20 protein-coding genes and 1 pseudogene are annotated in these 25,061 nt (G+C 36.0%); 7 read left to right on the plus strand and 14 right to left on the minus strand.

The window, feature by feature from the left end:
• Positions 1–306 precede the first annotated feature (306 nt).
• Complete coding sequence (locus LOK41_RS24675) at positions 307–702, plus strand: group-specific protein (protein ID WP_241818722.1); 396 nt, start codon at positions 307–309, stop codon at positions 700–702.
• 123 nt (positions 703–825) lie between these two features.
• Complete coding sequence (locus LOK41_RS24680) at positions 826–1,182, plus strand: DUF3221 domain-containing protein (protein WP_241818723.1); 357 nt, start codon at positions 826–828, stop codon at positions 1,180–1,182.
• A 363-nt stretch (positions 1,183–1,545) separates the two neighbouring features.
• Here LOK41_RS24680 and LOK41_RS24685 read toward each other — a convergent pair whose 3' ends face one another.
• From LOK41_RS24685 to LOK41_RS24695, 3 genes are all read right to left on the minus strand, one after another.
• Complete coding sequence (locus LOK41_RS24685; RefSeq protein ID WP_241818724.1) at positions 1,546–3,078, minus strand: fatty acid--CoA ligase family protein; 1,533 nt, start codon at positions 3,076–3,078, stop codon at positions 1,546–1,548.
• 380 nt (positions 3,079–3,458) lie between these two features.
• Positions 3,459–4,448, minus strand: a complete 990-nt coding sequence (lplA, locus tag LOK41_RS24690) for a lipoate--protein ligase (RefSeq protein WP_241818725.1) — start codon at positions 4,446–4,448, stop codon at positions 3,459–3,461.
• A 9-nt stretch (positions 4,449–4,457) separates the two neighbouring features.
• Positions 4,458–5,192 (minus strand): MBL fold metallo-hydrolase, encoded by a 735-nt coding sequence (locus tag LOK41_RS24695; RefSeq protein ID WP_174101492.1) that lies wholly within the window; start codon positions 5,190–5,192, stop codon positions 4,458–4,460.
• A gap of 201 nt (positions 5,193–5,393) precedes the next feature.
• Here LOK41_RS24695 and yhfH point away from each other — a divergent pair, with 201 nt between their 5' ends.
• The gene (gene yhfH / locus LOK41_RS24700) at positions 5,394–5,522 is read left to right on the plus strand and encodes a protein YhfH (protein ID WP_000567010.1); all 129 of its coding nucleotides are present in this window, start codon (positions 5,394–5,396) and stop codon (positions 5,520–5,522) included.
• Positions 5,523–5,562: 40 nt separating this feature from the next.
• Here yhfH and LOK41_RS24705 read toward each other — a convergent pair whose 3' ends face one another.
• Positions 5,563–6,576, minus strand: coding sequence for a LacI family DNA-binding transcriptional regulator (locus tag LOK41_RS24705; RefSeq protein WP_241818726.1), 1,014 nt, complete (start codon positions 6,574–6,576; stop codon positions 5,563–5,565).
• A gap of 196 nt (positions 6,577–6,772) precedes the next feature.
• Between LOK41_RS24705 and LOK41_RS24710 the strand changes: the two genes are divergently transcribed.
• Both LOK41_RS24710 and LOK41_RS24715 read left to right on the plus strand, forming a co-directional pair.
• The gene (locus LOK41_RS24710; protein WP_241818727.1) at positions 6,773–7,714 is read left to right on the plus strand and encodes a helix-turn-helix transcriptional regulator; all 942 of its coding nucleotides are present in this window, start codon (positions 6,773–6,775) and stop codon (positions 7,712–7,714) included.
• A 94-nt stretch (positions 7,715–7,808) separates the two neighbouring features.
• Positions 7,809–8,333, plus strand: coding sequence for a DinB family protein (locus LOK41_RS24715; RefSeq protein WP_241818728.1), 525 nt, complete (start codon positions 7,809–7,811; stop codon positions 8,331–8,333).
• Between the two features lie 85 nt (positions 8,334–8,418).
• Here the strand turns inward: LOK41_RS24715 and LOK41_RS24720 are convergent, their stop codons facing one another.
• The 8 genes from LOK41_RS24720 to LOK41_RS24755 form a co-directional block, all read right to left on the minus strand.
• Positions 8,419–8,931 (minus strand): P-loop NTPase family protein, encoded by a 513-nt coding sequence (locus tag LOK41_RS24720; RefSeq protein ID WP_241818729.1) that lies wholly within the window; start codon positions 8,929–8,931, stop codon positions 8,419–8,421.
• Positions 8,932–9,150: 219 nt separating this feature from the next.
• The gene (locus LOK41_RS24725) at positions 9,151–9,573 is read right to left on the minus strand and encodes a YfmQ family protein (RefSeq protein ID WP_241818730.1); all 423 of its coding nucleotides are present in this window, start codon (positions 9,571–9,573) and stop codon (positions 9,151–9,153) included.
• Positions 9,574–9,732: 159 nt separating this feature from the next.
• On the minus strand, positions 9,733–10,716 hold the full coding sequence (locus tag LOK41_RS24730; RefSeq protein WP_241818731.1) for a carbohydrate kinase family protein: 984 nt from the start codon (positions 10,714–10,716) through the stop codon (positions 9,733–9,735).
• A gap of 17 nt (positions 10,717–10,733) precedes the next feature.
• Positions 10,734–12,206: a glycoside hydrolase family 32 protein gene (locus LOK41_RS24735; RefSeq protein WP_241818732.1), complete on the minus strand. Its 1,473-nt coding sequence runs from the start codon at positions 12,204–12,206 to the stop codon at positions 10,734–10,736.
• Positions 12,207–12,271: 65 nt separating this feature from the next.
• On the minus strand, positions 12,272–13,720 hold the full coding sequence (locus tag LOK41_RS24740; protein WP_241818733.1) for a sucrose-specific PTS transporter subunit IIBC: 1,449 nt from the start codon (positions 13,718–13,720) through the stop codon (positions 12,272–12,274).
• A 103-nt stretch (positions 13,721–13,823) separates the two neighbouring features.
• Positions 13,824–14,807 (minus strand): LacI family DNA-binding transcriptional regulator, encoded by a 984-nt coding sequence (locus LOK41_RS24745; protein WP_241818734.1) that lies wholly within the window; start codon positions 14,805–14,807, stop codon positions 13,824–13,826.
• Between the two features lie 250 nt (positions 14,808–15,057).
• Positions 15,058–17,580 carry a YhgE/Pip domain-containing protein gene (locus LOK41_RS24750; RefSeq protein ID WP_241818735.1) on the minus strand — a complete coding sequence of 841 codons (2,523 nt, stop codon included), beginning with the start codon at positions 17,578–17,580 and terminating at the stop codon, positions 15,058–15,060.
• Positions 17,581–17,872: 292 nt separating this feature from the next.
• Positions 17,873–18,445 carry a TetR/AcrR family transcriptional regulator gene (locus tag LOK41_RS24755; RefSeq protein WP_174101503.1) on the minus strand — a complete coding sequence of 191 codons (573 nt, stop codon included), beginning with the start codon at positions 18,443–18,445 and terminating at the stop codon, positions 17,873–17,875.
• Between the two features lie 270 nt (positions 18,446–18,715).
• On the opposite strand from LOK41_RS24755, the pseudogene LOK41_RS24760 reads away from it, so the two are divergent.
• Together LOK41_RS24760 and LOK41_RS24765 are read left to right on the plus strand one after the other, a co-directional pair.
• Positions 18,716–19,167 (plus strand): annotated as a pseudogene (locus LOK41_RS24760) (hypothetical protein).
• Positions 19,168–19,308: 141 nt separating this feature from the next.
• Positions 19,309–20,166, plus strand: coding sequence for a hypothetical protein (locus LOK41_RS24765; RefSeq protein ID WP_241818736.1), 858 nt, complete (start codon positions 19,309–19,311; stop codon positions 20,164–20,166).
• Positions 20,167–20,394: 228 nt separating this feature from the next.
• On the opposite strand, the gene LOK41_RS24770 is transcribed toward LOK41_RS24765, so the two are convergent.
• Together LOK41_RS24770 and sstT are read right to left on the minus strand one after the other, a co-directional pair.
• Positions 20,395–22,761: a DUF6359 domain-containing protein gene (locus tag LOK41_RS24770; RefSeq protein WP_241818737.1), complete on the minus strand. Its 2,367-nt coding sequence runs from the start codon at positions 22,759–22,761 to the stop codon at positions 20,395–20,397.
• Positions 22,762–23,057: 296 nt separating this feature from the next.
• Complete coding sequence (gene sstT / locus LOK41_RS24775) at positions 23,058–24,296, minus strand: serine/threonine transporter SstT (protein ID WP_174101507.1); 1,239 nt, start codon at positions 24,294–24,296, stop codon at positions 23,058–23,060.
• Between the last annotated feature and the right edge of the window lie 765 nt (positions 24,297–25,061).

Genomic DNA, 25,061 nt, shown 5'->3' on the forward strand with positions numbered 1-25,061 from the left:
GATTTCTAGGACTCTTTTTTATAGGGATAATGATGCGTTATGTTAACCCGTAATGAATATGATATACAACAAAGCCTACACATTACATCGCCCTCATCAAATGGTATAATATGGTAAAATTATCATTTTAATAAGGGGAGGGAATCTATGCTTCTCAATGGGAAAACACGGTAGCTACTGCCACTGCTGCTGCGATTATTGGCGGAGTCCTAATGGGATTAAGTCCAGTCATGCAACTGTTTAAGAAATAAACTTCTTTTTGATCGGAAGGATTTGCTAAAAAAACTTTAGATATGGAGGAAACCAATGAAATTCTATGTGGCATCAAGTTTTCAAAACATAGACAACGTTAGATACGTTAGCGAAAAACTAAAAAGCAAAGGATTCACTCATACATATGATTGGACTCAAAATGAAAGAGCCTCAACATTTACTGACTTAATAAACATAGGTCAAGCTGAGAAGAATGCTGTAATAGAATCAGATTTTATTGTGGTGCTACTGCCTGCAGGAAAAGGGAGTCACATTGAATTTGGAATTGCTTTAGGTACAGGCAAGAAAATATATCTCTACTCGCCCAATGAGGAATTTAACAACTTTGAAACAACGAGTACGTTTTATCATCTACCACAAGTAGAGCATGTTACAGGCAGTATAGATGAACTAATAGATGTTTTGATCCTAAAAGTGTCTGTTATTTGAATCGAAACACCTTTTACAGCCACAAAGTGACTTCCCATATCGAGAATAATTTTAACTAATAACACTTAAAGTTAACAACTGCATTTTCTCCCCAAGTGATACAAAATTTAATGGAGGTTGATCATGTTTAACAAATCATCTTACCCTGCTCTAATTTTGATACTATTGGCAATACTACTTCTTTCTGCTTGTAATAAATCAATGGTAAATAATACAAGCGAAGGAAAAGACACATTTACCTTTCAAGGAAAAATTGTCAAACTAGATAAGGAACATAAACGAATGCTCATCTACACTGAAGATTATGGAGAGGTATGGGTGCGGATTCCTAAGAATGACGAGATACAAAACTATGAATTGGATCAAGAAATTGGTGTTTGGATAGAAGGAGGAATACAAGAAAGCTCTCCTGCTAAGGCAAAAGCGTCACGTATTGAAAAGATTGGGAAATTACTTTTGCCTAAAACCTCCAGCGAATAATTACTTCCGCTAACGAGAATTATGTAAATGAGCTGTCCATATGGGCGGCTTATTTTATTTTTTTGCTTAGCATGGTTTTTTCCAAAATGCTGGCGATACCCCATGCTCATCAAGCTAAGATTTTAAAGTACCCCCTAAATGAGATCATTTAGGGGTCTTATAAAATAAAAAAGCACACCACTATATAACTAGTGATGTACTTTTATTACTATAATATGCAACAGGATAGACAGTTAATGAATTTTAAAAATCTCATATCCTATCCCTTGTCTTTCATATTGCAGCGTATTTCAAAATGAATTCTTCAATTACAAATAACATACAGGTTTCTATTTATAATTAAATTTCTAAACAAACCGACAATTACACATTTAACGCCTTTTCCTTCAAAGCTCTTCTCAATAATTTACCAGTCGTATTCTTCGGCAATTCCTCTAAAAATTCTATGTTCTTTGGTACTTTATATTTCGCAAGGTGTAACGAACAGTAGTGCATGAGTTCTTCTTCTGTTGCCGCTTCATTCTTCAGAACAACATAAGCGCGCACTGCTTCTCCTAAGTTTTCATCTGGAACACCAATCGCAACAACTTCTGCAACCGCTTCGTGCTGATATAATACTTCTTCTACTTCACGAGGATATACGTTATAACCGCCGACAAGGACAATATCTTTTTTACGATCAACAATATAGAAATAACCTTCCTCATCCATTCTCGCTAAGTCACCTGTATACAGCCATCCATCACGAAGTACTGCCGCTGTTTCTTCTGGTTCCTTATAGTACCCTTTCATTACATTAGGACCACGGACAATTAATTCACCGACTTCGCCGACAGGAAGTTCTTCCCCAAGTTCATTCACAACTTTATTTTCTACATGCCAGATATTCGTTCCAATGGATCCTGGCTTGCGCGGACGATCTAGTGGATTAAAGCAAGTAACTGGCGAAGCCTCTGATAATCCATAACCTTCTGAAACAATAACGTTAAAACGATTTTCAAAGTTTTGCAGCAGCGCAACAGGCATAGAAGCACCACCGGAAATACAGAGTCGAAGCGTCTTAACGTCGTCTGCACTTGCTTCTTCATATAAATATAGATAATTATACATCGTTGGTACGCCCGCAAATATAGTCGGCTCATATGTACGAGAAATGCGGAATACTTCTTTCGGACTGAACTTCGGTAACATTAAAATCGTTGCACCATTTACAATCGGTGCATTCACGGCAACTGTTAAACAGAATACATGGAACATCGGAAGTGCTGCAATAATGCGGTCGTCCGCTGTATATTGTAAATACGCTGCTACATCACTGGCATTACTATATAAGTTTTTATGTGTTAACATAGCTCCTTTTGGCTTTCCTGTCGTTCCGGAAGTGTACAAAATAACAGCTACATCTTCTTCATCTAGCTCCGGACCTTCATATGATAGGTCGCCAGTTCCGATAAGACTAGTAAACGTTTTCATTTTTTCGGTTTCTGTATGATTGAAATCTGATGAGGTTTCGCATATGATGATATGTTCGAGAGAAGGAAGTCTTGTTGTAAGAGATTGTATAACAGGTAGAAGAACGTCGAGTGTGATGATTGTTTTTACATCTCCATTTTGTAAAATATAATGCATTTCATCCGCAGTATAAATTGGATTAACTGGAATGACCGTTGCGCCAGCTTTCATTGTCCCGTATAAACCAACTAAAAAATGCGGTGAATTCCCAACAACTAATGCGACATTGTCCCCTTTTCCAATGCCCATTTTTGCTAAATTACTAGAAAACTGTGTGACCATTTTATTTAATTGGTCATACGATACCGACTGATCCATAAATATATAAGCCGGTTTCTCCCCTTTCTTTTTTGCTGTTTCAGCCAAAGATTGAACGAGATTCACACAAACCCCACCTTTATAAAATTTAGAAAATTTAAAAATTCTAAATACATTATATTAAAAGAAAATTCAAGTAGCAAGTAATATTCAAACAATCATATATAAAGTAACGTCATAAATCACTACTGTCAGTAAGCGCGAGCGAAATGAAGGTTCATTCATTTCTATAAATCATGCGACTCACCACTATTACCATTTTTTCATAAAAATATAACATAGTGTAGTGTATGAAAATTTATCGGCGATTTTTGAAATATATCGATCGTTTCTCAACATATATCGGCGCAAATTAAAATATATCAGCGATTCGACACAGGATATCGACCATTCGGCAAATCACGACAAAAAAACTACTCCTCAAAAATTTGAGGAGTAGTTCATCCTTAAAAGAACAATGCTAAGAAATCTTCTTTCGTTATATTCCCAAAGTAGCGTTTTACATCTACGTCTTCTAACGCTGCAGCAAAAGCTTCTTTATCAAACTGAACACCCGTTAAACGCTCTTCAATATCATGCACGTCTAGAACGCCGAAGAAATCACCGTATATTTTACATTCTGTTACTGTCCCTTTTGTTACCTCTAATCGAACATCAACTTGTCCAACTGGGAAACGATGTGAATGTTGTAAGTTGAACTTCGGAGATTTACCGTAGTTCCAATCCCAATTACGGTAACGTTCCTCCGAAATTTTGTAGATTTCTTTCCAATCTTCTTCTGTTAACTCGTATGTTGGAATTTCTGTTTCTCCTTCAAAAATCGTCTCAAGAAGAAGTTGTCTAAACTCTTCTGTCGTCATTTTTTCATTTAGAAATTCCGTAATATTTGCTACGCGGCTACGAATAGACTTAATTCCTTTTGATTGAATCTTATCCATTTTCACTTTCAGTGCAGATACAACATGATCGATTTCAGAATCAAATAATAATGTACCATGACTGAACATACGACCTTTCGTTGAGAACTGTGCGTTACCTGAAATTTTTCTTCCTTCAGCTAAAATGTCATTACGACCGCTAAGCTCTGCATTTACGCCTAATTTTCCAAGCGCTTTTGTAACAGGCTCTGTGAACTTTTTAAAGTTATGGAAACTGTCACCATCATCTTTCGTAATAAAACTGAAGTTTAAGTTTCCTAAATCATGATATACAGCGCCTCCGCCTGATAAGCGGCGTACAACATGAATCCCTTTTTCTTTTACATAATCAGCATTAATTTCCTCCACTGTGTTTTGGTTTTTCCCAATAATAATAGAGGGTTCATTAATATAGAACAGTAGGTACGTTTCATTAATATCTAAATTTTTCACGCAATATTCTTCAATTGCTAAGTTAATCGTAGGATCTGTAATCCCTTTATTATCAATAAATAACATGTAATCACCTCATGAATTCCAAACGTAACCACTATGCGCAAGCATAATAGGGCCACTGAAAATTTGTTTTGCTTCTTCTACTAAATCAGATGTATTTCCTGTGTGCGGCAAGTGCGTTAACAAAAGTTCTTTTACATTTGCATGCTTTGCAATGTCCGCTACTTCTGTACTATTCATATGCCCTGCTTTTGCAGCTTCCTGATGTGCATACATATTGCACTCACAAATAAATAAATCCGCATCTTTTGTAAAGGGAATAAATTCTGGAATGTAGCTGGAATCAGCACTATATACGATCACCTGATCTCCCACCGTAATACGCATCGCATAACATATAACTGGATGAACTGTTTTTAAAAATGAAATAGAAAACGGTCCAATTTGAAGTGTTTCTTCTGGATTGTATACAATCCCTTTCGTATATGGTTCATGTGTTAAAGAAGCGAACCCTTGCACATCAAAGCCATGTCCGTAAATCGGCAATTGTGGTAATTGTCCTTTTGTCATGCTTGTAATTAATCTTGCATATTGCAACACCCCAATATCTGCAACATGGTCGTGATGATAATGTGATAACAGAACTGCATCTATATCAGACGGTGTTATATATTTTTGAAGCTGTGCTAGTACACCACTGCCACAGTCAACAAGTAAACGAAAACCATCGTGTTCAAACAAATATCCCGACGTTGCTTCTCCCACTTCTGGAAAGCCACCCCAAAAGCCAACAACAGTCATTTTCATATGTATCCATCCTTTCTAAAACGAGTAGAAATGCAGTCTCCCTCCTCTAATGAGAAAGGTTTTTACTTACACTCTACAGTTTTAACTATAATCCATTTCCTAAACTTTTTCATTATTTTTCACTTTGTTATAAAACAGTTGTTGACATTCTTCATTTGTACTAATACAATGATACTAAGAAATGGAAATGGAGGGATTTACATGATCGATCAACCGATGGAATTTTTCAGAAATTTACCAACAAAAACGTGTGCGCACTGCGGGAAGGAAATTGATGAGCAACACGAAGCATATCATAATAAATGTGACGATTGCGTTCACGAAGAATAGTAGTTTCTAAACATAAGAAAAACCTAGCAGACATCGTCTACTAGGCTAGTAACATCGTATTCTTCATCGTTGAACCTTTAACCAAAAGCTCTAATTCAAACTCATACAATTCTTTTTTACGATAATTTTTCGTATGGATTTTATCCATCATTAAATCAACAACTTTATGGGCCATTTCATCAATTGGCTGTTCAATTGTTGTAATACCTGGCTCTGTAATCTGTGATAAAATTTGATTATCGAAGCCAACTACAGCTAAATCATCAGGAATGCTCCAGCCATGGCGTTTCGCTTCTGCGATAATTCCAGCTGCGACTTCATCGCCTCCTGCCAAGATAGCGGTAGGATTTTTTTTGTCCTTTAGTACTTCATGGAACATTCTCTTACCATCTTCCCAAGAGAAAGCGTTTTCAAGAAAGTCGATTACTTCTACTTGTTTGCTCTTCTCAGTGATTGCACGTAAAAAGCCCATTTTTCGCTGTTGGCTCACTACTTTCGTTTCATTCCCGCGACAAAAAATAAGGTTACAATAACCTTGTTCTAATACATGCTTCGCAGCGATATAAGCCCCTTGCGCATGATCAAATTTAACCGTTGGAATATTTGCCTCTTCAATATATTCATTACATAACACGATTGGACCGTGTTGTAGGTATGGCTCCACATTCTCCCATGGATTCTCCAGTGAACATAAAATAATACCATCAACTTGTTTTGTTGATAACAGTTGTAAGTATTCCATTTCTTTTTCCGGTAAGTATCTTGTTTGACAAATAATCAGTTTATATTTATGTTCAGAAGCAGCAATCTCAATTGCTTCAATAAATCTACTGAAAAAAGGATTTGTAATCCTTGGAACAAGCACCGCAATTGTTTCTGTTTTTTGTTTACGAAGTCTTCTTGCTGCAGAATTAGGAACGAAGCCTAAATGCTTCATCGCCAATTGAACCCTCTTTTTCTTCTCGTCTGATACATACGGATGGTTGTTAATCACCCGAGAAACCGTTGTTCTTGATAACCCCGCTAATTTCGCCACGTCCTCGATCGTTGACACGAAATTCTCCCCCTTTGTATGAAAACGTTTTCTTAAGTAGATTATATAGTATATTATTGGAAACCGCAATATAGGTTCTCATGTTTTTACTATATTAATATTGTTCATAGGAAAAAGTCTGTGTTTGCAGGAAAACCCATTACAAGTTCCGAACATTCCATTATCAAGATTATTTCGCAAATAAGGATGATACATAATGAATCGAACAGATCGTTTACTTGCTATTCTCATAGAATTACAGAGAAAACAACTTGTCACAGCCAAGAGCTTAGCTGAAAAATTTGAAACTTGTAAAAGAACAATATATCGAGATATGCAAGCACTTAGTGAATCAGGCGTTCCAATATTTTCAATGCCTGGACAAGGTTATTCTTTAATGGATGGCTATTTCTTACCACCTATTCAATTCACACCAGAAGAAGCTGTAACTCTCCTGTTAGGAAGTGATTATGTTGAGAAAAATTTTGATTCTACGTTTTCTATACATGCAGAAACCGCTAAAGAAAAATTAGAATCCATATTCCTTCCTGAACAACAACAAAGAGTAGAGGAATTAAGAGGAACATTCCGTTTTCTTTCCGGTACTTTCCCTCATCAAAAACAAGCTCCGGAGCAACTAGAAAAACAGCTACTTCTCTTGCAGGAAGCCATTCAAACAGAGCAATGTGTTTCTTTTTCTTATCGTAAACCGAATGAAACTGACAAAACAAAACGTACCGTGAATCCGTATGGTTTAGTCAATATTTCAGGAATTTGGTACATTGTTTCCTATTGTCTACTTCGGCAGCAAATACGTCATTTTCGTTTAGATCGTATGAGTGACTTACAAAAAGAGCAGGAATTCTTTACGAAACCTGAAGACTTCTATTTACCAAACTATCAACCTGAAAATAATCGGACTCATACCATCCATTTACTATTTCCGTCTACGATTTCGCATAAAATTATCGAATCCCGATACTTTTATATAGATTCCTATGAACAAAAAAATGATGGGTTTCACGTTTTTTTGAAATCAAGAACTCTAGATGAAGTATTCTCTTGGATATTGAGCTGGGGAAGCCAAGTAAAAGTGTTAGAACCGACTGTTCTTTCGAAGAAAATTCGTGAAGAAGCAAAGAAAATGATGCAAATGTAATTTTTTCTTTCACTGCTGACATAATGGTGTCAACATCATTCATTTATAGTAGGTCTTAAGAACAAAATCTTATACAAGAAAAGGAGTTATCACGATGAATACAAATGTTATTTTAGAGAAATTCGAAGACCTAGCAACATATTACACAAACGAGTTAGAAACATACTCCCTTGAACAATTTAGAGAAAAGCCTTCTGAAGACGAATGGTCTCTCGGACAAATGTATAATCATTTACTTATAGCTTCAAACATGCAATTACATGCGATTGAAAAGTGTTCAACTCATTCTGCAACAATAGATGGAAAGAAAACAGAAACAGGGGAGAAAATATATGCACTAGGTTCCTTCCCTCCCATACAAATAAAAGTGCCTAATCGCCCTGGATACACACCAGAAAACCCAACAAATAAAGAGCCGATTCAACAAGCATTGTTACAGCTCGTTGAGAAAATGAAAGAAATAGAACCAAGGCTTTCCTCCATTCCAAGCAACCATAAGGCGGAGCACCCAGGGTTCGGTTATTTAAATGCTGCCGAGTGGTTTCAATTGGTTTATATGCATTTTTCCCATCACCTTCGTCAAATGGAAAGGCTAAAGCAACACATTACGATTAAATAACTAGATACATTCAATAACGAAAAAGGCTTCACATGAATTTGAAGCCTTTTTCGTTACCTAACTTTATAGCGAAAACAACTTCGTTTCATTCAATAAAAATCTGTTTCGCACTTTTTACAATCATCACTTTCTTTTCATATTGTGTAAGTATTTCTTCAATAAATTTCCGTCCCTGTGCTTCATGTGAATTTGTCCATTTTATCATTTTGACAAGCATGGAAAAAGACGGTTTATAATTTGCTTTTTCTATTTTAAGACATTGAAAAATCCATCTTTTTATTACCCTATATAACCTAGTAGAATACGAAGGATCTATAAAAATAATAACATCTGCTTTTTCTAATACAGGAGCGATCCATTGCTGGTAATGCGCACCTTCAGTCACCCAGTATTCTTTCATAATAAGGCTTTGTAAATAGGCATCCCTTTCATCTGCTAATCGCCTTATATCACCTGTTTCCGCTCTCCTCCACACAACGTTGTCTAACTCAATATGAGGCATATGTTTTATGTCACATATTTGTCTAGCTAAAGTCGTTTTTCCACTTCCAACAGCTCCGATAATATGAATTTTATTTATATGAGAAAGTTGTAACATGCCTACTCCTTTTTCAAACATCTTTTTTATAAAGTGAAACTTCAATCAGTGAGGGTTTTCTCCATCCCCCACTGATTGTCAGCCCTCACCAATCGGGCTTTTATGGGCTGTTTATCTCCCCCTAAACTTCTTCGCATTTTCTTAAGTTTTGAGGTGGGAGTATTACAGCCCGTTAATGCGGGATAAAAAGAAAAGTTACCAAATCATCTATTTGGTAACCTACATCGCATCCCCCGTTACTAACATAAAACGGTTTTGAAGATCTTTAGAGCGCAAACTATACGCGACTACTTTCTTCTTATATTGTTTCACTACATCGATGTGATCGTCGTAACTGTAAATCGAATAACTCACATCGTTTTTGCCCTTCTTCATATGAATCACTACTGGCGTTCCGCTATTTTGTGGGGGAAAATAATACTTTTCTAAAAATATTGCTTCATTAAATTGATCAATCATTTGAATTTTCTCTTCATCTTCTAAAGGCTTTCCATCAATCGTTACAGTAACATCTCCGGCATTTAATTTTGGATGCAATGCAAATCTACTAATCAATGACTCTACAACAGAAGTTGGAATACTGGCTACGATTATTTTAAAAGCACCGAAAATAACTAACATAACAACAAACCATGTCGTCATCTTTTCTCATCTCCATTACGTTTCAACTGAATGCGATTACATTCTAATATTAACATAGTAGAAATGGTTATTTTATGTATATTATGTGAAACTTGGAAAATCAAAGGGACATACTAGGATTAGTGTGTTTTTCCGTGTATCCAATCATACGACTCTTTTTTATACTTTATAAAGTGAAGCTTGAATCAACTGATTAATCTCTTCTTTCGTTGGAATAGAAGACATCGCTCCTTTTCCTGTCGTAGTAAGGGCTCCACTAGCATTGGCGAATGCTAGTATCTCCTGCCAATGCATATGAAGTACCTCTTCTACATTGTGCTGTTTTACTTCTTTCTCTAATAATTTATATAAACAGCCACCAATAAATGCATCCCCTGCACCTGTTGTATCCTGTACTACTACATGATATCCAGCCAACTCATACTTTTTATTCTTCATATATAATTCCGCACCTTGGGATCCTTTTGTATAAATTACAGCTTTTACATCCCCAATAAATAAAGATGCAATCGCTTCTTTCGTATTACAAATACCTGTAATAAATGTTAATTCTTCATCTGAAATTTTTACGATATGTGCACTTGGGATAAATTCTAAAATCGTCTTTCTACAATCTTCTGCATGTTTCCAAAGCGGTAGCCGCACATTGGGATCAAAACTAATAATCGCTCCTTTTGTTTTAGCAGAGCGGATCGCTTTCACATGTGCATATTTCATCGGACTTTCTACTAAATCAACAGAACAAAAATGAAGAATATCACCTTCTTCAAACCACTCTTCATCTATTTCATTTTCACTAAACAGTAGGTCTGCAGAAGGATTACGATAAAATGAAAAATCACGTTCACCATCTTCATGTAATGAGACGAAAGCAAGACCTGTATTCGCCTCGCTCGTTCTCATAACTGTTTCTGTATTTACACCTACTTGCTGTAATTGTTCTAAGAGGAAGTCGCCAAATGCATCAAAGCCCAATTTGGTAATTATAGATGCATTTCCTCCATATTTTGCAACAGCAGCTGCTACATTCGCAGGCGCTCCCCCTGGAACTCTTTGAAACTCTCCCACATCTTTTAAAAACATTCCCTTTTGAACGGGAATGAAATCAATTAAAACTTCCCCAATCGCATATAACCGCTTCATACACTCCACCTCTCCTTTTATTCATAATCCCATCTTGTCGCTTGGAACATTACACTTCCTTTATTAGCAAAGAAATGAATTTCATTACTATCAGCTCTCGGGAAAATCCGGCTAGTAAATACTTCTTCCCCATCATTTATAAAGATTTCAACAGAAGATACATCTACAAATACATGAAATTTAATTGTTTGTGATTCTATTGAACACTTCCTCTGTGTCCCATAAGCCACTCCTACTGCTTCGCCTGAATGTGCACGGTCTAATATAACTTTTTTCTGAACAGCATCATACTTAACGATCGTTCCCTCATTTTCACTTGCTCTCACTATAATTCCATATTCATCTGCATTGTTATTTTCAAATTCACAAATCATTTCATAGGATCTCCCTGTAAATCCTTCGTACATTTTCTGTTCGCTACAGATTATATCTTTTATTTTATACTGCTGTTTACGAAGTGCATGCAACTCTTTTATTGGCCGCTGAATAAGTTTATTTCCTTGAACAAGTAACTCTCTTGGTAACGTCAAACAATGTGCCCAACCGTTTCTATCAGTTGGATAATCTATTTCTGGCAACCCCATCCATCCAACTACAATACGCCTGCCCTCTGAGTCAACTGTTGTTTGCGGGGCATAAAAATCAAATCCTCTGTCTAATTCATGAAAGGAGCCGTGCGACATAAACATTTGTTTTATATCTAATTTGTCTCCAAGAATATAACCAGCTTGAAAAATATTTTCATAATGATCTCCTTTAGCGTTTAAACCTTGTGGAGAAAATAATAGAATGCCTCTATCCTCTACTTCAAAATAATCTGGGCATTCCCACATATAACCGAAATCATTTAAATCAGTTTGTATTTCCCCTTCGCACTGCCAATGGAGCAAGTCAGGAGAAGAATACACTGCAACACACCCTGTCCCATTTTTCCGCTGTGCTCCAATAACTGTATAAAACATCTCATCTTTTTTAAAGACCTTCGGATCCCGAAAATGATCTGTATATTCATCTGGTACTTTATCAATAACAGGCTGTTCTAACTTTGTAATTTCCCCTGCTTCATCCATAATAGCAATACATTGATATGGTTTTCTTACCCAATTTTCATCACGAGTATTACCCGTATAAAGTAAATATAACTTCCCTTCATGCTCAATTGCACTTCCCGAGTAAGCGCCATGGCTATCGTAATCATTTGTCGGTTGAATCCCTATACCAACATTTTTCCAATGAACAAGATCTGTTGATTTCGTATGATACCAATACTTTAAACCGTGCACAGGTCCGAGCGGAAACCACTGATAAAATAAATGGTATTCACCATTATAATAAGAAAACCCATTTGGATCATTCAGTAAGCCTGTTTCAGGCTGTATATGAAATGTTTGTCTCCACAAACAACCGTTTACTCTTTCTTTTAAACCTTGCATTTCTTCGTCGCTTACTTCCTCAATCCGACGATAACGTTGTTCTTTTGTCCATATCATTTCCATCAAACTCCCTTAATGAACAAAGAAGAACCCTATCATTCTCCTCTGTTCATTACAATAAATTAAGCCGCATCTTTTTGAGAAGAGTCCATTCCCCGTTTTTTTGCTCGTTTTGCTAAAAGAAGTGTTACACCAAAAGCCACTATAAAAGAAATCACCATTCCAATTACATATGGGATAATACTATCTGGTCTAATGGAAATAATACCAGGCAACCCAGCAGCTCCTAATGCAATCGCTTTTACCTTATAAAAGGTTACAAAGGCAGATGCAGTTCCTGCACCAATAATCGCTCCTATAAACGGATATCTTAATTTTAAATTAACCCCAAACATCGCTGGTTCTGTAATACCTAAGAGGGCAGAAATCCCTGCTGCTGAGGCAACTCCTTTCACTTTTTTATCTCGTGTAACTAAAGAGACTGCAAGAGTTGCTGCGCCTTGAGCAACGTTAGACATTGCCGCAATCACAAATATAAATGAACCACCCGTTTTTGCAACATCAGCAAGTAATTGTGTTTCCACTGCAATAAAACTATGGTGCATACCTGTAATAACAATTGGTGCATACAGTAATCCAAAAATACCGCCACCAATAAATCCAGCTGTATCATATAACCAAACAATTCCATCTGTTAAAAAGTTACCTGCAGAACGTGTAATGGGTCCTACAATTGTAAATGTTAGTAAACCTGTAACAAAAATCGTTAATAAAGGCGTAAGAAGGTTATCCAGTGCCGTTGGAATGACTCTTCTTAAATATGTTTCTATTTTCGCTAAAATAAATGATGCCACGAGAACTGGTAATACAGTGCCTTGATACCCTACTTTCTCAATACTAAAACCGAGTATATGCCAAGCGGGTACTTTGTCAGCCAACAAAGCTGCCCCATATCCATAACCGTTCAATAAATCTGGATGGACCATTAACATACCAAGAGCTGCCCCAAGATAAGGATTACCGCCAAACCGTTGTGTTGCCGAGAAACCTATTAAAATTGGTAAGAATACGAATGCTGCGTTTGCGAATGTATTAATAAGAGCTGCTAAATCTGTAATTTGAGGATTTGCTTCTACTAATGATGTTCCTGCAATAAATAAGTCTTTTGCTGTTAATAGGTTATTAATCCCCATTAATAGGCCGCCTGCTACGATAGCTGGAATAATAGGAACAAAAATGTCAGAAAGCATTTTCACAAATCGTTGAAGTGGATTCAACTTTTTCGTTCCAGCGGCTTTCACTTCTGTTGTAGACATGCCAGAAATCTCTGTCAATCTCGCAAACTCTTTATACACTTCGTTCACAGTTCCTGAACCGATAATAACTTGAAACTGTCCCCCCGTAGAAAAAGTTCCCTTCACCTCATCCATACTATCAAGTTTCTTTTGATCCACTTTCTCTTCATCATGTAGAACTAAACGTAAACGGGTTGCACAGTGTGCTGCTGCCGATACATTCTCTTTACCACCAATTGCATCTAAAATTTCTTTTGCAATTTTATTGTAGTTCATAACGCTCCCCCTTTATTATAACCATCTTCGGAACCGGTTCCAAAAATGAATCTAATTGAAACCGGCTTTTGGAACCGGTTTCAATTAGATTATATGCTCGCGTTTATATATTGTCAACGCTTTCTCTTTCAATTATTTCATATTTTGATACCGAAATTTTTTCTATCATTTCTTCATTCACAAGTTTCACAATATTTCGGGCTGCAATTTGTCCAACCTCTTTATAATAAAATTTCACAGTTGTTAAAGCAGGATGAATCACTCCTGTTACTTGGTATCCACCAAAACCCGTAATAGACAAATCTTCAGGTACTCGTAACCCTTTCATATAGGCTGCTTTTAGTGCACCGAGTGCGATATTATCTGTTGCACACACTAAAACAGATGGACGAAATTCTTCAATAATTTCAGAAGCCTTTTCAATTGCATCTTCAATTTTAAAGCTTGTTTCATAATATTTCACTTCACAATCAGCTGTTATATCTACTGCTTGCTTGAACCCTTGCTTTCGTTTTACACCAACTGCAGTATCATGCTCTGTGACACCTAAATAACCGATTCTTTTATGACCCTTCGCCAAAATATATTGTCCTATTTCATAAGCTGCCCCATAATCATCATGAATGAAACTATACACCTCTTGATGCTGTTGTCCAACAAGCATCACTGGTATATCAATTTTACGAAACGCCTCTATATGCTGATCGGTAATTTGAGTAGCCAATAAAATAATCCCTGCGACTTTTTGATTAGCCAATGTATAAATATTTTCAATTTCTCGTTCCAAATCTTGATTGGAATTCGATATTAACATTTGATAATTCAGCTCTCTTAGCTCTTCATCAATACCGATTAATGTGAGCGATGACGCATAAGAATCCAAACGTGGGACGATTGTACCAATAATATTCGTTTTCTTCGCCTTTAAACTTTGGGCAAATGTATTCGGAACATATCCTGTATCTTGAATCGCACGTTCAATTTTTCGTTTGGTCGCATCGCTGACAGATCCCCCATTCAAATAACGGGAAACTGTACTCTTTGCAACCCCCGCTATTTGCGCTATATCCAAAATCGTCTTTTTCATCATTTCATCTCCATATCTAATCGCTTACTATGTCAACTTTCTAATAAACCAATCTTTTATAAATAGAATCCAATATCTTTCCGCTCAAAACTGTATAAGCCGTTCTACTTTTATCATAAGTATAAAATGAATGATTCGATTTAGAAAGTTAAATGGAACTTTTACACCTTTTTACATAAACACAGAACAGTCCTTCACTTGATGAAAAAAATCAAATGAAGGACTGCCCCTCTTATTTCTATAATTGACCTCAAACTCCCTGACTATATTCTGCTTCAGCTAAATGTCCAAATTGGCGCTTATGCATCCAAGTCAACGAACCAATTGTTCCAAGTGACAATAGAACAATAAAGATCATTAATATACCTGCATTTTGCCACATAAATCCGAAATCTCCACTTGATACAACAGCTTTAAATCCGGATACAGAATATGTCATTGGTAACCATGCATTAAATACTTGTAATGGTTTTGGAATTAACTCAAGTGGGAATGTACCTGCACTTGTTGTTAATTGTAGAATTAATGTTAAAATCGCGATAAAACGTCCAGCGTCGCTGAAGGTAGTTACTAAGAACTGAATTAACGCGATAAACGATAGACTCGTCAAAATACTAAACAATACGAAATATGCCAAACTTTGTACTTCAATACCTAATCCTAATAATAATACAGCATCTGCAACAAGTGCTTGAATTACTCCAACTGCAAGTAGTACACCGAACTTACTAATAAACCAGCTAAATCCTGATTTTGGTATACCAACTGTCTCGCGTAATGGGAACACAATCGATAAAAGAAGTGCCCCAACGAATAAACCAAGAGATAGGAAGTATGGTGTAAATCCTGTTCCGTAGTTTGGAACTTCTGACATTTTTTCAGTTTGTACTTTCACTGGATCTGCAAACATGTCGTATGTTGTATCTGTTCCTTTTACCTCATCTGTTTTTTCAGCACCTTCGCCTAATTTTTCAGCGAGTTCACCCGTTCCGTCGTTTACTTTGACTAAACCGTCTGTTACTTTACCGGAGCCGTCTGCTAGTTTGTTTACGCCATCGATTAATTGGCCTGAGCCATCTGATAATTTATTTAAACCGCCTGTTACTTGATCTGAACCGTTTGCTAACTTGTTCACACCTGCTACTAATTGACCAGATCCATCTGATAATTTATTTAAACCCCCATTTACTTTACCCGCTCCATTCGCTAATTCACTTACTCCACTCACTAGTTTCGGACCACTTTCAGCTAATTGATTTATACCATCATTTAGCTGCTGACTTCCCGCCTCTAATTTCTCTGCTCCAGATTTCGCCCCATCTAATCCTTTACCAAACTCCTGAAAATTAGCGACAAACTCAGTTTGCCCTTTTGTTAATTGTTCAACACCACTAGCTAAAGTATTAAGATTCTCAGGGTTTGGTAATTTCGTTTGTAAGCCGTTTGCCGTTTCCTTTACTTTGACTGTTAACTGTGATACCTCTTTTTCAAGTTTAGCTGTTGCACCTGCTACTCCAGCCGATTTCTTTTGCACAGTAGCTGTACTATTTTCAACATTTGTTATAAATGGCTTTAACTTATCTTGAGATTCTTGGGGTAACTTTTCAATTTGTTGTTTTAACGCCTCTATATCTTGAGCTGCTTGATTCGCATCACCTGCATTTGACTGCGCAACGGTATTTAATTGTTGTACTTTTTCCACTGATCCAGTAATTTGTTCATTCGCTTGTTTCAATACAGCTGGTACGTTCGTTTCCATATTTGACAATCCTGCTGTAGCATTTTGCAATTGATTATTTAAATCTTGCAACCCTTTTTGAATTTTTTGTGCTCCTTGTTCTAATTCTCCTTGTGCACCATCAAGTTTTTTCATTCCACTTGAAAGATCCGTAATACCTTTTTGTAACTCACTAGAACCAGATGCAGCACGTTGTAAACCATCATTAAATTTAATAGATTGACCTGATAAATTGTTTAATCCTTCATATAGTCGACTTGAACCATCTGACAGATCGCCAACTCCTTTTTGTAGTTCGCCTGATTTATTTACTAATACATTCAAGCCATTACTAACTTGACTTGAACCATCTTTTAATTTATGAACCCCATCTACCATCTCACCAGACTTCCCTTGCAACGTATGCAACCCATCTGTTACTTTTCCAGAACCATCTTGCAACTCCCCAGCCCCATCATGTAGCTTATCTGCTCCATCCTTCGCATCCGCAAATCCTTTCGAAACATCTCTAATCGAATCAAACATCTTCTCTGCATACGTTTTTGTTAACGTATTCGAAACTTCACCTTTAATTTTTTCAATCGCAGTTCCGCCAATTTGTGAAGATAAGAAGTTTAAGCTTTCATTTGGAATATATTCTAAGTTTAATGGTTTGGGATTTTCTTTCAGCAGCGTTGTTGCATGATCGGAGAAATTCTCTGGAATACGAACTAGCATATAATATTTTCGATTTTCCATTCCCTCTTTTGCTTCTTTTTCACTGACAAACTCCCATTTAAAACTTTTATTACCCTTTAATTCATCGACTAAACCATTTCCAACTTCAATTGGTTTCCCATCAAATACTGCACCTTTATCAAGATTCACTACCGCAACTGGTAAATCATCCAACTGCTCATATGGATCCCAAAACGCCCATAAAAACATGCCAGCGTATAAAAGTGGAACAAATAAAACAGCAATAATCGGTATTAAGATTTTTTTGCTTTTTATAATTTCCGTAATTTCCTTGCCAAGCAGTGTAAATCCTCTCATTATTTTGCTCCCCTCTCCAATTATGACCAAAATGTTCGATCAGTCATTTTTAAGTAAATAAAAAGGTTATATGATGTGATCCATATTACCTATCCCTAACTCGCACTATCTTATTCTCTATACTATGCACCTTTTTATTATAAATGACTATTTAGTCCATTTGGTCAATGAAAACATATTTATCTTCTCGCATCTTTGCATACGTAATCTGCTCTTGCTCAAATCTCCCCCTTTAAATATTTATGACCGATTTGGTCATTTAGTCATATTTAACTATAATAAAAGGATTATCTTAATTTGACAATCCTTTTAATAAATAAAGTTCAAAAAGTTCTGCGATTCGTTCTTTATCTAGTGGTTTATGATTTTTTTCCCAATCAAAAATAAGTGATACGTATAAGCGAAGCATAATAAATGCCGTAATTTCCGGATCACATTCACTAATCTCGCCCTTTTCAATCGCAACTTCTAAGTAAGATTGAATAACGGATACAATTTCGGCCTCTACTTGCTGCATTCCTTCTTGTACCTCTTTTGTACCCATATCTCTTTCTTCTTGAATGAGTTTAATCATCAATTGATGTTCTTTTCTGAATTCTAAAATACTATATAATGCTTTATGTACATTTTCAAAAAATGAAACATCTGAACGAATTGCATCTTTTGCTACTTGTTTCATTTCTGTAATTAAGTTAGAGATAATTTCTCCAAACAATTCTTCTTTATTTTTGAAAAAAGTATAAATTGTTCCCTTCCCAACATTCGCTAATTTTGCAACTTGATCCATTGTTGTTGCTTTATAGCCAAATGCTGAAAAGGATTTTGTTGCAGCTTCAATAATAGAACGCTTTCGATCTATTGCCACATCTCCACCTCCAAAATGACCATTTGGATAATATAGTCAATTAGTACATTTTTGATATTATCACGGTTTTCCCTTGTTTACAAGTTCTCTTTTTATTTATTTCCAATTTGAAAAATTCCAATCGATACATGTGCAATCTATTATACCATTAATGCTAAAAATAAGGATTTCGTAAAAACTAGCTCCATTTCTCACCCCTTCCTAAACTTACTTCTAAATACATGCAAACAAGCATACCGTAAAATAAAAACACGAGGAGGATTAAACTGTGTGAAACGGTCTGAAACGATAGTAAGTGAACGCCTGCATCAAGTAAAAATTGCTAGTTTCTTTCTTATGTTTCTTCTCATTGCATGGGTTGGGTATTTAAAGTTTCTCTATGGAAACGGCTATTTATTAGAAAAAAAAATATAGTAGAAGCCACCTACACTAGCGATACTATCAATATAGAAAAGAGCTTTCGTTTGGACTTACAAGGATTTCGTAAAGTGAATATAGATGCACTCATTCATTGGAGCAAAACTGATCCGAGTGAATTATCATTAATCGAATTACAAAACAACGCTTGTGCTAAGCAATGTATAGGAGAACCTGCAATATATGTAAAATCAGACCGTGGTTAGATCCTTTACAAAGAATCTACTGGAATGAATGTTGTTTTAGAGATTAAAAAACGCGATGAATGGAAAGTAGAAAATAAACAGACAAAAAAAGGAATATAGTACTCATTTCTTTATCATATAGCCTCTTTAACCATACAAATTTCCCCTTTTCGAAATTATCAAATGAAAAAACAAGAAAATCTTTACAATTAATAGTAATATAGAATATAGATAAAAAAAATAGTGGAGGCTCTTTCAATCATGATGCGTGCACTTCGTTTACATATAAAACAGGCCTTTTTCAATAAGATTTCTCTCACTCTTCTGTTTAGTTGGTTCACCCTTGTTTCCATTTATCATTATTATTATATTGTGCAATATTTAGGAGATACTCCTGACGAGCTTTTCACAACAGCTTATAAATGGATTGGCTTTCGCGATAATGAAATGGATGTGTATTTACTGTTAATGCCTGTACTAGCAGCACTCCCTTTTAGCACAAGCTATAATTCTGATAAAACTGATAAATTTAAATCATTTGTAAGTAAAGAAATTCCCTTTTTTCCCTATGTATGTACGAAATATATCGTTACTTTCCTAATCGGAGGATTTCTTTATATTCTTCCATTCATATTTTCATTGTTGTTTTGTAAGCTGACAATCCCAGATGGCAGTCCTACACCTACCTTAAGTATCATAAAAGATAATGGCATGTTTGCCTCATTGTATTTTTCTTCTCCCATCACTTATATTTCCCTGTATATCGGGATTAATTTTTTATTCGCTGGCCTTATGGCAGTATTAGGACTCTCTGCATCCATATGGTCTAGAAAAGATTACATGGCAATTCTATTCCCTTTTGCTGTTGCCTCTCTTCCATATGTAATTTTAAATATCGTATTCCCTACAATTGGCGGAGCACCTATTCATTTATACGATCCAAAGCAACCGCTTCAGGGGATATCGCCTTATATTTTAATCATACAATGCATTCTATTTTTAGGAATTAGTTTATTTATGTATATAAAAGGTGTACATAAAGATCAAAAAAAATATATGCGTCGTCTTCAAAAAAGAATGAGATGTAAAAAATCTATTCAAAAATCAATTGGTATGTAATATAAAATATCCCCCAGCCTTTATGCTGGGGGATATTTATATATAAATCCAATTTGATTTTCTAACATATAAATTGTGGCTATGGAAAACAGAAAGAGACTTTTACTCATTGTCTCCTTCTGTTTTTACATGGCATGGGGCTTAAAAAGGCACTGACCGCCTCTGTACATGAGCGGATCCTCTTTCCCACCTAAAATTATGTTGGTCTTTCAATCCGTATTCATATAGTTAAGAAGCTTTTTTCAAATCAATCTGAGCCAGTACCGGATCATGGTCACTTACGCGGCCATGTTCCTTCATAATATTTGAATTTAAATGTACAGGATCTACAACTGTGTGCGGTGCAATATTATTTGTCACTAAAATATGATCTAATACTTGTGCGTTTCCGTCATGAATATATGTGTAACGATTTTCTTTCGCAACCGTTTCTAACATATCTTTCATTACATCACCTTTTAATGCTTGCAGTGGTTTTGAGAATTCAAAGTCGTTCATATCACCAACTACAACAACTGGTGCATTTGCATCTCGTTTTTGAATTCCTTTTACAAAACTGTTCACTTCTTGTGCTAACTGAATTCGTTTTTCCTCACTCTTTAATACGAGCGGTTGAATTTTTCCAAATGGCGTCGCATCACCGATTTTTGAATTTAAGTGATTAGAAACAACGACAATATTTTGTCCTTGGAATGTAAATTCAGCAGCTAACGGCTTACGCGTACTTTCAAATAGTGGATTTTCTTGTCCAATACGCGTTGGATTTGTCTCTAACAACTGCGGCTTATCTGCTAATTTCACACGTGACGGATTATAGAAGAAACCAACGCGAATATTCGCTCCTGGCGCTCCTCCATCTTGATTGTTTTGCGGCGCAACTTCTACATATTCATACTTTGGCCCGCGAATTTCTTGCACAGCATCAATAATACGCTTTGCGCTTAAAGAAGCATCTGTTGTGCCATCATTAACTGCTCCGTTATTATCTTGCATTTCTTGCACGCCAATAATATCTGGCATTTTTAAATTATATTTAATAGAGTAAGCAAGTGCTTTTACTTTTTCATCAGACGTTTCCTTTTTATTCGCTGAAAAGTTTTCGATATTGTATGTTGCTACTGTAAGTTTTCCAAGGCGTGGTTGAATATTTGCACCCACTTGTTTAAATCCACCATCTGTTATAGATGGTAATTCTGTTACGGGTGAAATGCGATACGCACCGTAATCATATCCAACTACACCTGTTATATCTCCCGTAAACTGATCGCCTACTTTCGCTACGTAATCACGTGATACTTTTAAAGAAAGGCGCTCTGGATTGAATTGATTCTCATCTAATAGAGGAGTTCCATATTTTGTTACTACTTTTTCGCCTCCATTTGCAACTGTTACATATAGATTTCCATTTTTTTGCGGTGCGATAATTTTTGGAGTCTGCATGGTAACACGCATACCTTCTACACTTTCATAAAAATCAATCGCATCTTCATTTGGATCGAATACACCAAATGCATCATTATCAATGATTTGATCTGGTATCTTTACGCCATTTTCACCTAATACAACTGCAGGTGGCAATTGTTGATTATTTGCTTTTACCAATACGCGGCTTGCTTTAATCTCTGTAATCGCTAAATCTGTTTCAAATTTCTCTGCATATCCAGGTCCAATGAACTCTTCCACTTCTCCATCCACTTGAACTAAATCTCCGATAGCTACATTCGCATCTTTCTTATAAACATAAATACCTTCTGAAGTTGCCGGGTCTTCATCAGGCTGCGAATCTTCCATGTAAAAACCGTACTTATCTAACGCTGTTACCACACCTTCTACATTTCGTACTTTCTTCCCGTCATAAGGAGACACATGTGATTTCCCTTGAATGTCATGAATACGAACTTGCTCACTTTTCACAACTGTAAAAGAAAAAGTAGAAACTGCTGAAGATGTAAGTCCCTCTTTCATTGCAATTGCTTTTATAACGCTGTTTTCATTTAACACAATTGGTTCATTATAACGAATACCTTTATCTGTTGGAACTGATCCATCTAAAGTATAATAAATCGTTGCTCCCTCTGTATTTGTCGCTAATGTAACCGCCGTACCTTTTTCAATTTCTCCACCATTTGGTGATGCAGTCACATCGCTCACACGGTTTTCTGTTTCCCCTTGAAACTTATATGCTGTTACGGATTTTAAACCAGGGCTACTAAAATATAATTCAAGTGTCCCTGTTAATTGAACTTTCTTCCCAACATTTTCAGGATGATCCTTTACATTCACTGCTGTTCTCACGTCACCTTTTGGCAACTGAACAGGCATAATCTTCTCAGGATCTGTCTCATTTGGAGAATCTGCAATGGCAACATTCGTATCCCCAAACTTCGCTGGATCTTTCGTGTACTTAGAAGGGCTTTCTGTATACCCAACAATATACCCTTCCACTACCCCTTTACTTTTTCCTTGCTGCTTAAACAGTTGAATCGCATCATTTACTGATAATACACTTTTCTCTTCTGCTTTTGTTACCGTACCAGTAAATGAAATCAGTAGTATCAACGATAAAAGGATACTCACTACTTTCTTCAAATTCATCTTCCTCCCCTAATTGTATATTCTCTCGGCATGTACTATCATAACAAATCGTTCTTTATAAAGAAGTATAATTCGACAAATTTTACAAAAAATTAATCTCATCCTTTTGTAACTGTGAGTAAAGATTTCTTTAACTACGACTCGAATTTTCAACATAAAAGACAGGAGCTCGTTGCTCACTGTCTTTTATGTTGAATTATATATTTACTTGTAATGCATATTACCGATCGCTAAACATGCTATTGATGTTCTATGCTTCTAAAAAATCACATTTGCACCAGAACTAGATTTCTTCTTTATGATACTTTGCGAATATTTATTTTTTTCCCTTCTTTACGCCACTCTTTAAATTCAGCTGTTGCTGTGAAAAGTACGTCTGTGGATGAGTTAAGTGCCGTTTCAAAAGAGTCTTGTAAAACACCTATAATAAACCCTACTCCAACTACCTGCATAGCAATATCAGGTGAGATTCCAAATAAGCTGCATGCTAGAGGAATCAGTAATAAAGATCCACCAGCAACCCCTGAAGCACCACAAGCACATACAGCTGACAGTACGCTGAGGATGATTGCTGTAGGAAAGTCTACTTGAATACCTAGTGTATGAACTGCTGCAAGTGTCAAAACAGAAATCGTAACAGCGGCACCACCCATATTGATCGTTGCGCCTAATGGGATGGATACTGAATAACTATCCTTATTCAAACCTAGATTTTCACATAATCTCATATTTACAGGAATATTCGCAGCTGAACTACGTGTAAAGAATGCTGTAATACCACTTTCCTTTAAGCACTTAAAAACAAGCGGGTAAGGGTTTTGACGTATAAATGCGAACACAATGATTGGATTGACAATCAGCGCTACAAAGAACATACAACCAATCAAAACAGCAAGTAATTTCCCATAGCTTAGTAATGATTCAATTCCATTTGTAGTAATAGAATCCACTACTAGACCCATGATTCCTAATGGCGCAAGCTTAATAATCCATGTAACCATTTTGGATACAGCATCTGAAAAATTTGAAATCATCGTTTTTGTCGTATCAGAGGCATTTCGTAAAGCCAAACCAAGGAGTGTCGCCCAAGCTAAAATACCGATATAGTTCGCATTATAAATTGCTTTAACTGGGTTATCAACAATGTTCAGCAGTAAAGATTTGAGAACCTCTACAATACCGCCGGGAGCAGTCACACCTTCAGCACCCTTTGCAAGTGTTAAGGTTACAGGGAAAATAAAACTTACAACAACGGCGATTAATCCAGCTAAAAATGTTCCCAAAAGGTATAGGAAGATAATGGACTTCATATTCGTTTGTTGACCACTCTTGTGTTGTGCGATGGCCGACATAACTAAGAAAAGTACCAACACAGGCGCAATTGCTTTCAAAGCACCTACAAATAAAGTACCTAAAATTACAATAGGTTTTGCTACTTCTGGGATTGTCACAGATAGAATAATACCAATAAGCAACCCTGCAATGATTTGTTTTACTAGACTCACTTGATTCCACTTTTTCAGTATACTGTTCATAAATACTCCCCCATCAATTGAAGATAAAATTGCAACATTGCTGCTATAGAGCTATTCATTTCTCACAACCCTACAATAAAGTGAAACTTTAATCAGTGGGGGTTTTCTTCATCCCCCACTGATTATTAGTTGAACCAATCGGGCTTTTACGGGCAGTTGATCCCCCACCTACCTTCCTTGTTTCTCTCTGAATCTTGAGGTGGGGGTCTTACTGCCCGTTAATGCGGGATAAACTTAAATCTATTCCACATAGATTCCGTTGAATAATAGATGACTTTTATTAAAGTCAATTTCTATCCTAGGGTTGTGCTTTTGATTTTATCCTTCTACGCTATTCCGGGATATATCAAAAGGTTTTTTATAATAAAAAAATTCAGATAATTATTTTGATGGATGGCCTCTTTTATCACATTTCACTCCATAAAAATAACTATCTTATCAATAAGTAGTATTATAATGATTTTTTTCGTATATAACAATATTATTTACCTTGTTTTTTAAAAAATCTTAATTGTTAAATTATTAAAAGACTAAACAATACATATCAACAATCACTGCATGGATCATGCTTTCATAGCTAAAAGAAAAAGCAGTGCTTTAATTACGTAAAAACACTACCTATTATTCAGATGCTCTTTTTCTTTTAGTCATAAAAACCCACCTTCAGACAAAAGTATCCAAAAGGGGAAAGCTTCACAACTTTTTTCAAAACATCACGATTTTATTTCAAATCAACATTAGCTTGATAGCGATGTGGTGCTACCC

The organism is Bacillus sp. TL12, assembly GCF_022625245.1.
Lineage (GTDB): Bacteria > Bacillota > Bacilli > Bacillales > Bacillaceae_G > Bacillus_A.